Source organism: Xanthomonas sp. GW (assembly GCF_014236815.1).
Taxonomy (GTDB): domain Bacteria; phylum Pseudomonadota; class Gammaproteobacteria; order Xanthomonadales; family Xanthomonadaceae; genus Xanthomonas_A.
Genome location: NZ_CP051189.1, coordinates 450808 through 462713, shown reverse-complemented (window position 1 = coordinate 462713; position 11906 = coordinate 450808). Strand labels below are relative to the sequence as shown.

At 63.5% G+C, this 11906-nt stretch carries 10 protein-coding genes; 6 read left to right on the top strand and 4 right to left on the bottom strand.

Features of this window, described 5'->3' with window-relative positions; genetic code table 11:
* Positions 1-228 precede the first annotated feature (228 nt).
* Both HEP73_RS02100 and HEP73_RS02095 read left to right on the top strand, forming a co-directional pair.
* On the top strand, positions 229-1539 hold the full coding sequence (locus HEP73_RS02100) for a PstS family phosphate ABC transporter substrate-binding protein (protein ID WP_185821934.1): 1311 nt from the start codon (positions 229-231) through the stop codon (positions 1537-1539).
* Between the two features lie 174 nt (positions 1540-1713).
* Positions 1714-2961: a PstS family phosphate ABC transporter substrate-binding protein gene (locus HEP73_RS02095; RefSeq protein ID WP_185821933.1), complete on the top strand. Its 1248-nt coding sequence runs from the start codon at positions 1714-1716 to the stop codon at positions 2959-2961.
* Between the two features lie 210 nt (positions 2962-3171).
* Here HEP73_RS02095 and HEP73_RS02090 read toward each other — a convergent pair whose 3' ends face one another.
* The 3 genes from HEP73_RS02090 to HEP73_RS02080 form a co-directional block, all read right to left on the bottom strand.
* Positions 3172-3360 carry a hypothetical protein gene (locus tag HEP73_RS02090; RefSeq protein WP_185821932.1) on the bottom strand — a complete coding sequence of 63 codons (189 nt, stop codon included), beginning with the start codon at positions 3358-3360 and terminating at the stop codon, positions 3172-3174.
* 137 nt (positions 3361-3497) lie between these two features.
* Positions 3498-4679 (bottom strand): glutathionylspermidine synthase family protein, encoded by a 1182-nt coding sequence (locus HEP73_RS02085; RefSeq protein ID WP_185821931.1) that lies wholly within the window; start codon positions 4677-4679, stop codon positions 3498-3500.
* A gap of 40 nt (positions 4680-4719) precedes the next feature.
* On the bottom strand, positions 4720-5262 hold the full coding sequence (locus HEP73_RS02080) for a DUF1190 domain-containing protein (protein WP_185821930.1): 543 nt from the start codon (positions 5260-5262) through the stop codon (positions 4720-4722).
* Between the two features lie 259 nt (positions 5263-5521).
* Here HEP73_RS02080 and ilvD point away from each other — a divergent pair, with 259 nt between their 5' ends.
* Positions 5522-7360: a dihydroxy-acid dehydratase gene (gene ilvD, locus HEP73_RS02075; RefSeq protein WP_185821929.1), complete on the top strand. Its 1839-nt coding sequence runs from the start codon at positions 5522-5524 to the stop codon at positions 7358-7360.
* A gap of 146 nt (positions 7361-7506) precedes the next feature.
* On the opposite strand, the gene HEP73_RS02070 is transcribed toward ilvD, so the two are convergent.
* Entirely contained in the window at positions 7507-8481 is a 975-nt protein-coding gene (locus tag HEP73_RS02070; RefSeq protein ID WP_185823258.1) for an integron integrase, read from the bottom strand.
* Between the two features lie 208 nt (positions 8482-8689).
* Here HEP73_RS02070 and HEP73_RS02065 point away from each other — a divergent pair, with 208 nt between their 5' ends.
* The 3 genes from HEP73_RS02065 to HEP73_RS02055 all read left to right on the top strand — a co-directional run bounded on the left by HEP73_RS02065 (position 8690) and on the right by HEP73_RS02055 (position 10878).
* Positions 8690-8983: an immunity 53 family protein gene (locus HEP73_RS02065; protein ID WP_185821928.1), complete on the top strand. Its 294-nt coding sequence runs from the start codon at positions 8690-8692 to the stop codon at positions 8981-8983.
* Positions 8984-10122: 1139 nt separating this feature from the next.
* A complete protein-coding gene (locus HEP73_RS02060; RefSeq protein ID WP_185821927.1) occupies positions 10123-10509 on the top strand; it encodes a hypothetical protein in 387 nt (128 codons plus the stop codon).
* A 96-nt stretch (positions 10510-10605) separates the two neighbouring features.
* Positions 10606-10878, top strand: coding sequence for a hypothetical protein (locus HEP73_RS02055; protein ID WP_185821926.1), 273 nt, complete (start codon positions 10606-10608; stop codon positions 10876-10878).
* Positions 10879-11906 lie beyond the last annotated feature (1028 nt).

Genomic DNA, 11906 nt, shown 5'->3' with positions numbered 1-11906 from the left:
AATAATCAAGTTAATCGTTAGTTTCCGATAAATTCATTATTTCATCGCCATGAAAATCAGGTCATTTCAGACTGCGCATCACAGGTAAAGAAACATTCCGACGAATGTCGCAGCATTATCATCTGCCGAGCGCAACCTTTCTTGGCGCCAGTCGATGGCGCCAGCACGCTACAGGTAAAGAATTCCCCCGGATCCATTCCGTCGTTTTCTCACCAAGGAGAGAGGCAAGTGCTTAATCTTAATTTCCCCCGCGTCAGCGCGATCGCCATTGCGATCGCGACCCTGTCCACCGGTTCGGCCATGGCGGCCGAGAACCTCTACGGCGGCGGCGCCACCTTCCCGGCGCAGCCGTATGTCGGCAACACCTACACCGGCGTGACCCCGAACGCGCGCCTGTCGACCAATGCCGGCAACACCGCCGGTAGCGGCTTCACCGCCGCGACCCTGGGCACCGGTTCGGTGTTCCTGACCTACAGCAATAACAGCACCAACAAGGTGTCGTATTGCCAGACCGGCAGCGGCTTCGGCAAGAACACCCTGGTGTCCACCGCCGCCAACCAGTCCTGCAACGACTTCAGCACCTCGCCCACCGGCCTGAGCGGCGCCAACGCTGCGCCCGACTTCATCGGTACCGACGCGCCTTACAGCAGCAACGACTACAACGCGTTCCTGGGCGGCAACAACGCCAGCCGCGTCGGCATCGTCCAGGTCCCGACCCTGGCCGGCGCGATCGCGCTGCCGCAGAGCACCCCGACCACCAGCTTCAACCTGAGCGCCGCCCAGGTCTGCCGGATCTACTCGGGTCTGGTCAGCGATTGGGGCAGCGTGTCCGGCAGCGGCACCACCGGTCCGATCAAGATCGTCTATCGCACCGACGGCAGCGGCACCACCTTCGCCTTCACCAGCTATCTGGCGGCCACCTGCAATGGCGGCAGCAACGTGCCGTCCGGCTTCGTCTTCACCCCGAACCAGACGTTCAACTCGGCGCTGCCGGGTGGCGTCAGCGGCGTGTACGGCTCGCGCGCGATCGGCGCCAGCGGCAACAACGGCGTGGTGACCTCGGTGCGCGTCACCAACAGCAACGCGCTGGGCTATGCCGACATCGGCGAAGTCCTGCTGCAGGCCGCTGGCTATGCCACCGTCAACGGCTTCGATCCGGCACAGTTCGGCAAGAACGCGTCCGGCCAGCCGACGCCGATCTCGCTGGCGGCGGGCGCGCTGCTCAGCGGCCGCGTGCTCGACGGCTCCACCGTCAACGCCGTGCCGGGCAGCGGCACCACGGCGGTGAAGAACTGCGTGCGCCTGGTGAATCCGACCGCTGCCATCACCAACGCCTACCCGATCGCGGCGATCACCTACCTGGCCGGCTTCACCAGCGGCAACGGCAGCGCCGCGCACATCCAGGCGGTGAAGGATCTGTTCAACATCTTCTACACCAGCAGCACCCGCCCGGCCCTGCCGTCCGGCTTCGCCTATCTGGACGGCGTCGCGGCGTTCCGCAGCTCGGTGCAGAACACCATCAACACCTGCGTTCAGTAACAGCAACGTTTCACGCCAGGATGGCGTTCGACCGGCGGGCAGCAATGCCCGCCGGTTTTTTATTTGGACCTGACACCTACAACCGTTGTTTCTTTCACCTCAAGGAGAAGAGCGATGCGCAAACGTAGCAATCCCCATGTCGTTCTCGGCCTCGGACTCATAGCAGCTCTGGCTGTGCCCAGCGCGTTGGCCGCGGAAAATCTTTATGGCGGCGGCGCCACCTTGCCGGCGCAACCCTACGTCGGTAGCAACTACCTGAGCACCAACCCGGATGCGCGCCTGTCGACCAATGCCGGCAACACTGCCGGTAGCGGCTACGGCACTGCCACCCTGGGCAGCGGCTCGGTGTTCCTGACCTACAGCAACAACAGCACCAACAAGGTGTCGTATTGCCAGGCCAGCAGCCTGATCGGCAAGAACACCCTGGCCGGCAGCACCACTGCCAACCAGGCCTGTCAGGACTTCAGCGTCTCGTCACTGGGCCTCAGCGGCGGCGCTGCCGCCCCGGACTTCATCGGTACCGATGCGCCCTACAGCACCGCCGACTACAACGTGTTCCTGGGTGGCGGCAACGCCGCCAGCCGCGTCGGCATCGTCCAGGTCCCGACCCTGGCCGGCGCCATCGCGCTGCCGCAGAGCACCCCGACCGTCAGCTTCAACCTGAGCGCCGCCCAGGTATGCCAGATCTATTCGGGGTTGGTCACAGATTGGAACAGCGTGTTCGTCAGCGGCACCACCGGCCCGATCAAGATCGTCTACCAACGCGATGGCAGCGGCACCAGCTTCGCCTTCACCAGCTACCTGGCGCGCACCTGCAACGGCACCAGCAACGTGCCGTCCGGCTTTACCTTTACCCCGAATCAGATCTTCAACTCCGCCCTGCCCGGCGGCGTCAACAACGTCTATGGTTCACGAGCGGTCGGCGCCAGCGGCGACAACGGCGTGGTGACCTCGGTGCGTTTTACCAATACCAACGCACTGGGCTATGCCAGCATCGGCGAAGTGCTGTTGCAGGCCGCCGACTACGTCACGATCAACGGCTTCGATCCGGCCCAATTCGGCAGGAACTCTTCCGGCCAGGCCACACCGATCTCGCTGGGCGCGAGCGCGTTGCTGAGCGGCCGCGTGCTCGACGGCTCCACCGTTAACAGCGTCCCGGGCAGCGCCGCAGCGGCAGTGAAGAACTGCGTGCGTCTGGTGAACCCAAACAGCGTCATCACCAATACATACCCGATCGTGGCGATCACCTACCTGGCCGGCTTCACCAGCGGCAACGGCAGCGCCGCGCACGTGCAGGCGGTCAAGGACCTGTTCAACATCTTCTACAACACCAGCACCCGCCCGGCCTTGCCGCAGGGCTTCGCCTACCTGGGCGGCGTCACCGCCTCGGCGCAGAACACCGTCAACACCTGCGTGCAGTAAACGCTAGCGCTTAGCGTCAATAACGCGACCGGCGGGCAGCGATGCCCGCCGGTTTTTTGTTTCTTGGCCGCTGCAGTCGATGCAGCGATGGGGACGCGGCGCTGCGTCCGTCTTCCTGTCTTTCTGCAGCCTCAGCTCGCAGCCGAACATCGCCGCAGGCCGGGCCGGGCGAGACCCGCACCACCGGCAACGCGACCATGCCGAAGGCCGCTACGCCGAAGCCGGCGGCTCCTGCTGATCGCCCAGAAGCTCCTCCAGCACCTGGATCGCGCCGTCGATCCGTGTCAGCGTCTGCTGCAGATCATTCCTGCGCGTATCCAGCTGTTGCAGCTGCGCATCGCCCGCGCGGCGCTCGTCCTTCAAATGCTGCAATCGTTGCGCGATCGAATTGCGATCCATGGCGTGACACCTGCGTGGATGGGATCGCTACAGTAAACCAGCGTGACCGGCTCCTGCACGGCGGCGGCAACGGCACACAATCGCCATCGCCACGCCTGGATCATTCGGCACTAGCCGACAAGCGGCCTCACGCCGGCTCAGGCATACAGCACGCCCGGCTGCCCCGCTTCGACGATCGCGTGCGGCACGAAGCGCGCACTGTCACGAGTGATCGGGCCATCGTCCTCGCGGATACCGATGCCGCACGCGGTATCGCCGACGATCCAGCTGCCGACCATTGGATAGCGGCCGTCGAACGCCGGCAGCGGATGCGCCTGCTGCACGATGCACGGCCCCTGGTACGGACCGTCGCTCTCCAACATGCGCCCATCGGCCAGGTGCAAGGCGATATTGGCGCCTTCGCGCGAATGCAGCGGCTTGCGCACCCAACCCGGCGGCAGTGGGGCGCCGTCGTCGAACGCGGCCGGCAGCAGGTTGGGATGACCGCGATGGCGCGACCACAGCAGCGGCAGGATGCCCTTGTTGCTCAGCACCGCCTTCCACGGCGGCTCCAGCAGGCGCAGGCCCGATCCCGGCAGGGCCTGGCCGAAGCGCTCGGCGAACAGGTCTTCCAGCGGATACAGCTTGAACATGGCGCCGATCACCACGTCGTTCAGATCGGTATAGCGCCCGTCCTCGGACAGGCCGATGTCCTCGATCGCGATCGCCTCGCCGAACAGCCCGGCCTGCGCCGCGCAATCGCGCAGATAGGCGATCGTGCCCTGGTCCTCTTCCGACTCGCGTACCGCGGCGAAGGACAGCGGCGGCGGCAACTGCGCCGCCAGTTCGGCGAAGCGCTCCACCAGCGTCTCGTGGATCGAGTTGAACTGGTCGGCGTCTTGCGCCAGACGGCCCTGCGCCCGCTGGTCTTCCAGCCACTGCCACTGGAAGAACGACGACTCGAACAGCGAGGTCGGCGTGTCGTAGTTCAGTTCGTACAGCTTGGCCGGGCCAGTGCCGTCGTAGGCCAGGTCCAGGCGCCCGTACAGATGCGGATCGCGGCGCCGCCAGCTCTCGGCGATCCAGTCGCGGAACGCCGGCGGAATCGCCAGGCGCTGCATCAACTCCTCGCTGGCGACGATCTCGTCCACCAGCCCCATCGCCATCTGGTGCAATTCGGCGCTGGGATCCTCCAGATCGCGTTCGATCTGGCGCAGGGTGAATGCGTAGTACGCGCGTTCGTCCCAGTAGCGTTCGCCGCCGATGGTATGGAAACGGAAGCCGCACTCGGCGGCCTGCGCGCGCCAGTCGCCGCGTTCGACGATCGCGATGCGTTGCATGTGCTTGCCTTGGTTGATGCGGCGTAAAGAGGTGCGGCAATCAGCCGCCGAAGCTGCCGCGCGCGCCGCTGGAGCTGCCGAAACCGCCGCGACTCACCGTGACCGCCCGGTTCGGCGTGGCGCCGATATGGGTCATGGTCTGGTTGCCGCGCAGGCTGGTGGTGGTGGTGGTGCCGGCCCCGGCGGCAGCGGGCCGCTGCCACTGGCTCTGTCGGTCCTGGAACGCAGGCGCGGCGTTGAAGCCGGCCATGCGGTTGCCGTTGAGCATCTGCGACAGGAAGAAACCGGTCATCAGCGGGCCGATGAACGAATGCCCGTGGCTGTCGCGCTGCTCCACGCAGCGCTCGGCCGAATACTCCTGCGCGCACTGCTCGCGGTTGGCGTACTTGGGTCCCTGCTCGGCCGACTGCTGCTGCGCCTGCTTGAACGCCTCGCGGCAGGTGGTGATGTCGTGAGTCTGCGCCGCGCAGGCTTCCACCGAGGTGTACAGCCCCTCCTGGTGCTTGGCTTCGGGCGCGCAGGCCGTGAACAGCAGCGGCGCACTGCCCATCAGCAACAGCGCGGCCTTCTTGGATCGCTTCATCGGTTCCCTCCCGGACCACAGACCCAGATGATGCCTGGTTCCGGCCAGGGACGGAAATCGCCGGCACCGTGGCGCCTGCCAGGCGCCATGCGCATCGCACCGGTTCATCGCCGGCAAGGGCAGCGGCGCAGGTCGCGTGATAACGTGGCCAATGGCCCTGTACGGCGCGCAAAAAGGTTGCGAATGCAACCCTTTGCGGCCCGCCGGGCCGCCCGCTTCCGCCAGCACTCCGCCCGCCTTCCGACCGCACGACACCCCCATGCCCGACTATCGCTCCAAGACCTCCACCCACGGCCGCAACATGGCCGGCGCGCGCGCGCTGTGGCGCGCCACCGGCATGCAGGATGCCGACTTCCACAAGCCGATCATCGCCATCGCCAACTCCTTCACCCAGTTCGTGCCCGGCCACGTGCACCTGAAGGATCTCGGCCAGTTGGTCGCCCGCGAGATCGAGCGCGTCGGCGGCGTGGCCAAGGAATTCGACACCATCGCCGTGGACGACGGCATCGCCATGGGTCACGACGGCATGCTGTATTCGCTGCCCAGCCGCGAGATCATCGCCGACTCGGTGGAATACATGGTTAACGCGCACTGCGCCGACGCGCTGGTGTGCATCTCCAACTGCGACAAGATCACCCCCGGCATGCTGATGGCCGCGCTGCGCCTCAACATCCCCACCGTGTTCGTGTCCGGCGGGCCGATGGAAGCGGGCAAGACCAAGCTCGCCGACCACAACCTGGACCTGATCGATGCGATGGTGATCGCCGCCGATCCCAATGCCTCCGACGAAAAGGTTGCCGCCTTCGAGCGCAGCGCCTGCCCCACCTGCGGCTCGTGTTCGGGCATGTTCACCGCCAACTCGATGAACTGCCTGACCGAAGCGCTGGGCCTGGCCCTGCCCGGCAACGGCACCGTGGTCGCCACCCATGCCGACCGCGAGCAGCTGTTCCTGAAAGCCGGCCGCACCGCGGTCGAACTGTGCCACCGCTGGTACGGCGCCGAAGATCCGACCGCCCTGCCGCGCGGCATTGCCACGTTCGAAGCGTTCGAGAACGCGATGACCCTGGACATCGCGATGGGCGGCTCCACCAACACCATCCTGCACCTGCTCGCCGCCGCGCAGGAAGGCGAAGTGCCGTTCACCCTGCGCGACATCGACCGCCTGTCGCGGCACGTGCCGCAGCTGTGCAAGGTCGCGCCGAACATCCAGAAGTACCACATCGAGGACGTGCACCGCGCCGGCGGCATCGTCGCCATCCTCGGCGAACTGGCGCGCGGCGGCCTGCTGCATACCGACCAGCCCACCGTGCACAGCCGCACCCTCGCCGACGCCATCGCGCAATGGGACATCACCCAGACCGACGCCGACGCCGTGCACACCTTCTACAAGGCCGGCCCGGCCGGCATCCCGACCCAGATCGCCTTCAGCCAGGCCACGCGCTGGCCGACGCTGGACGCCGACCGCGAAGCCGGCTGCATCCGCGACGTCGCCCACGCCTACTCGCAGGAAGGCGGACTGGCGGTGCTGTACGGCAACATCGCGCTCGACGGCTGCGTGGTCAAGACCGCCGGCGTGGACGAATCGATCCACGTGTTCGAAGGCAACGCCAAGGTGTTCGAGAGCCAGGATTCGGCGGTCAAGGGCATCCTCGCCGACGAAGTGAAGGCCGGCGACGTGGTGGTGATCCGCTACGAAGGTCCCAAGGGCGGCCCCGGCATGCAGGAGATGCTCTACCCCACCTCGTACCTGAAGTCCAAGGGCCTGGGCAAGCAATGCGCCCTGCTCACCGACGGCCGCTTCTCCGGCGGCACCTCCGGCCTGTCGATCGGCCACGCCTCGCCGGAAGCGGCGGCCGGCGGCGCCATCGGCCTGGTCCGCGACGGCGACAAGATCCTGATCGACATCCCCAACCGCAGCATCAACCTGCTGGTCGACGACGCCGAACTGGCCGCCCGCCGCGCCGCGCAGGACGCGCAAGGCTGGAAGCCGGTCGAAGTGCGCCCACGCAAGGTCACCACCGCGCTGAAGGCGTACGCGCTGCTGGCAACCAGCGCCGACAAGGGCGCGGTGCGCGACAAGGCGATGCTGGACGGTTGAGGCGTTGTCATGAAGACCGCGGAAGTCCGCGGTCTTCATGGTGTCCAGGCGTTGCACTGTGGAAGGGACTCTGGGTGGCCTCGGGCCATCAGTCCCGACGCGTGACCACAAACGCCCGCGGGTGGGTTGCTTTTCCTGGCGGCACGTCACTCGCCGCCGACGCCCAGCCCATCCAGCGGACTGCGCACCGCCGAGGCCCCGCGCCCAAGCACATGCGTGTAGATCTGCGTGGTGGCCACATCCTTGTGGCCTAGCAGCTCCTGCACGGTGCGGATATCGTGGCCGGCTTCCAGCAGGTGCGTGGCTAACGAATGCCGCAGGGTGTGGCAGGTCGCCGGCTTGGCGATGCCTGCACGGCGTCGTGCCGCCTGCACTGCGCGCTGCAGCGTTTCCTCCGACACGTGATGCCGACCCACTCGGCCACTGCGCGGATCCACCGATCGACGCGCGGCGGGGAACAGATACTGCCAGCCGGCCTCGACATCGGCATTGGGATACTTGCGCGCCAGCGCATGTGGCAGGAACACCCTTCCTGCCCCCTCGACGAGATCCGCGGCATGCAGCAGCAGCGCCCGCTCGCGTTGCTGCATCAATTCCCCGCGCAGGCTGCGCGGCAGCGGCACCCGCCGATCCTTGCCGCCTTTGCCGTCGCGCACCACGATCTCGCCGCGAACCATGTCCACATCCTTGATCCGCAACCGCAGGCATTCCAGCAACCGCATCCCGCTGCCGTACAGCAGCCCCGCCATCAGCCGACAGGACCCCTCCAGCATCGTCAGCAAGCGCGCGACTTCCTCGGCCGAGAGCACCACCGGAATCCGCCGCGGCCGCTTGGCGCGCACCAGATTCTCCATCCAGGGCAACTCCACGCCCAGAACGTCGCGATAGAGCAACAGCAGCGCCGCCAGCGCCTGATTCTGCGTTCCGGCCGACACCTGGCCCCGCGTCGCCAGTTCGGTCAGAAACGCCTCGACCTCTGCCCGCCCCATCTGCACCGGATGCCGCTTGCCGTTGGCCAGAATGAAGCGCCTTATCCAGCCCACATACGCCTGCTCGGTGCGCAGGCTGTAGTGGCGAAGCCGCAGCCGACCACGGACCTGATCCAGCAGCCTGGGCGCCAGGCGCGTCGTTACGCCTGCATCGTCACGGTGTAACTCATACGCCTGCTCAAACGTCGGGTAACGCAACCAGCATCGACGCCAAGACCGTCGATTGCCATCCGGCAAGTCATTGTTACGAAGTAGGAATTCCCCCTTCCCAGACTTCTGGCGTTAGTCGATACTTGGTGCAACACCGCTTTTAGGCGGTCCAATAGTAGTTAGGCCGCTAATGAGCGAACTTCAGCGACTTCAAAATTGGTATCGCCGTCAGTGCAATGAGGACTGGGAGCATTCTTTCGGCGTCAAGATCGATACGCTCGACAATCCGGGCTGGATGGTCAAGATCGATCTCACAAAGACTGCGCTTGAAGGGAAGAGCTTTGAACCGTTGTCCCGCGGAGACTCGGATGCCGACCCCGACTGGATTGTGTGCAAGCTGGAGGCGAAACAGTTCGTTGGGTATGGCGGCGCTGACAACCTGGGCGAGCTGTTGCGTACATTCCTCAACTGGGCCGAGTCGTGACGCGGCCTAACAATTCATTCAAGCCGAACCCGCTTCGCGGGTCGGCTTAATTCAGGCGTTAGCCCCCAATGAGTGATCGCATGAGCCATGAGGAGTACGTTTCTTCTTGCCGCGAGCGGGCTGCCGGTATTGCTTTGGCCGTTCTAGAAGGAGCAATGCCGTTGCTTGAGGGCTGTTATGCATTGGCCTCACTCCAACCTGAGCTAGAGGTTCCGGAGCGAGATCCAGATTTCGAGACGTTCACTGTTATTTCCTCGGAGTGTGACTCGTTGCCTCTCGGGACCGCCAGATCAAGCTGGGCACCGCAAGCTTTAGCCAAGCTTGAGCCTGAGATGCAGTCAGCCATTGCTTGGGCAACTCCGCTAGCTCTTCCCGCTTGTCGCTCGGTGGTACAGCGGTTTGGGGCTAACAATTCATTCAAGCCGAACCCGCTTCGCGGGTCGGCTTAATTCAGGCGTTAGGCAGTGGTGGAGCAACAGTATCGGTGCTCGCATCTTCGACCAGTTCACTGGCGCGCACGCGGTCGGCTCCGGACAGTGGTTCTCACCGTAACTGACATCGGACAGTCCGCCGCTTCGTCATTTCGTGTCACTGCCGCGCGGCACTCATTGCGCCGGGCTTCGGAGCCAACAGGCACCGTGGCATTGCGGTGCAAGCTTCATCCCGCAAGCTGTGGCACAATCGGCTCAGGCGGGCAGTGCTGGGAAGCACGGTTGCGGTCTCAACCGTTTCGGCCACTCACTGCCTAACAACTCATTCAAGCCGACGTTGCTTCGCAACGCGGCTTAATTCAAGCGTTAGGCCCCATGTATCGAGTAGTCCTTGCCTATAGTGGAGTTCCTGAGCGGGTAGGCGCTGGCGCTGCCTGTGACATCGCTGAGGAATTCACGCACCGGCCCTGGCACCAGAACGTTCAGTGCTCGTGGAACGGCTCTCGGTTGTTGCTGCAAGCGGACAACGACTACGACACAGATGGATCTGCCCTGACGGACGAGTTCTCAGACGCCATCGCAGCGTGCATTGTAGAGGGCTTCAATGGCAGCATCACAGTCGAGTCGGTCACAGCGCTGGCTGGGGCCTAACAATTCATTCAAGCCGAACTGGCTTCGCCAGTCGGCTTAATTTAGGCGTTAGGCACCATGACCAATTCGCACGTGCAACTAATAGAGCAAGCAATTCCCCTCTGGCATGCCAACGTGGTTTGGGCAAAGGTCCTTCTTGTTAGTGCCTTCAATTTTTCTGAGCCACAAGAGATCCTACGCAGAGAGAACCGTCATCTCCGGCAAATTCCCGGTACGTGCTGGTTCGTGCGGCCACACGGAATCGGTGTAGATATCTATAAGGTGCCTGGCGTTGGCGGGATAGACTTCGACTTTGACAAACCTGATCCGGATGAGTGGCGGCTCGCTCGCTTCATCGAGGCCCAAGTCAATGATGGACAATTGTCTTATGCAGCATACCGCGAGTTGCTAGACGATGAGCAAGCCTTCAAATCCGCAGTTGCTAGAGCCCTGCACGGGTCCTAACAATTCATTCAAGCCGAAGCCGCTTCGCGCCTCGGCTTAATTCAGGCGTTAGGCCGCATGGACACAATTGATGCTAGTTTAGTCGCATGGATCTTCATGTCTATCCACTTCTGGGACAAGGACCAAGTGAGGCGCGAAGAGATATTGCACTCGGCTGAAGCGATCAACTTCGCTATCCCGAACGGCGAGGAACTCGACACCGCACTCCGGCACCTACTAAAGCGAGGCTTGATAGAGCAGCTTGAGGGAACCATCTCCATCAGCGAGTCTGGCTTAGCCTTCGCCAGATCTACTGACAGAGGGCCGTCGAAGCTATACGAAACACTGCAGGAGCTAAAATCGCATTTCGGCATGGGCACTGCAGCCTAACAATTCATTCAAGCCGACGCCGCTTCGCGGCGCGGCTTAATTCAGGTGTTAGGCTTGTGCTGGAGACTTCAGACAGACCCTGATGAAAGCCAAATCAAGAATTTTTCTAACTATCAACGCGCTTTTCTTGTTGGTTGTCATCCGACAGTTCTCCGTTGTTCATGGCGACGGCCCAGGGGGCTTCGGAGAACTTTTACTCAAGGGACTACTAACACAGGTCTCAATATTATGCTTCGTCCTTCTCGTCGTTTATCTCCGCCGTCTTTCCAGAGATGTGGCCGGCACGCATCTCAACATCTTCGGTATCTGCCTAATAACCGCAATTATTATTTTTTCGTTTACAGTGTCGCTATTTGACGCCTGCACCAATGAGAAGGGGTTCTGCAGGAACTGGAACATAATTCTTGCGCATGAGCCTAACAATTCATTAAAGCCGAACTCGCCTCGCGGGTCGGCTTAATCCTACTGTTAGGCCGTGGTGGAGCAACAGCATCGGCGCTCGCATCTTCGACCAGTTCACTGGCGCGCACGCGGTCTGCTCCAGACAGTGATTCTCACCGGAACTGGCATCAGACAGTCCGCCGCTTCGTCATTTCGTTTCACTGCCGCGCGGCACTCATTGCGCCTGGCTTCGGAGCCAACAGGCTCCGTGGCATTGCGGCGCAAGCTTCATCCCGCGAGCTGTGGCACACTCGGCTCAGGCGGGCAGTGCTGGGGAGCACGGTTTCAGTCCCAACCGTTTCGGCCACTCACTGCCTAACAACTCATTCAAGCCGACGTTGCTTCGCAACGCGGCTTAATTCAAGCGTTAGGCCGTGGTGGAGCAACAGCATCGGTGCTCGCATCTTCGACCAGTTCACTGGCGCGTACGCGGTCGGCTCCGGACAGTGGTTCTCACCGTAACTGGCATCGGACAGTCTGCCGCTTCATCATTTCGCGTCACTGCCGCGCGGCACTCATTGCGCCTGGCTTCGGAGCCAGCAGGCCCGTGGCATTGGCGTTGCAAACTTCATCCCGCGAGCTGTGGC

Coding starts and splice junctions, on each gene's coding strand:
- HEP73_RS02065 (WP_185821928.1), top strand. CDS start 8,690: ATGAGCGAACTTCAGCGACTTCAAAATTGGTATCGCCGTCAGTGCAAT.
- HEP73_RS02090 (WP_185821932.1), bottom strand. CDS start 3,360: ATGGATCGCAATTCGATCGCGCAACGATTGCAGCATTTGAAGGACGAG.
- ilvD (WP_185821929.1), top strand. CDS start 5,522: ATGCCCGACTATCGCTCCAAGACCTCCACCCACGGCCGCAACATGGCC.
- HEP73_RS02085 (WP_185821931.1), bottom strand. CDS start 4,679: ATGCAACGCATCGCGATCGTCGAACGCGGCGACTGGCGCGCGCAGGCC.
- HEP73_RS02060 (WP_185821927.1), top strand. CDS start 10,123: ATGACCAATTCGCACGTGCAACTAATAGAGCAAGCAATTCCCCTCTGG.
- HEP73_RS02055 (WP_185821926.1), top strand. CDS start 10,606: ATGTCTATCCACTTCTGGGACAAGGACCAAGTGAGGCGCGAAGAGATA.
- HEP73_RS02080 (WP_185821930.1), bottom strand. CDS start 5,262: ATGAAGCGATCCAAGAAGGCCGCGCTGTTGCTGATGGGCAGTGCGCCG.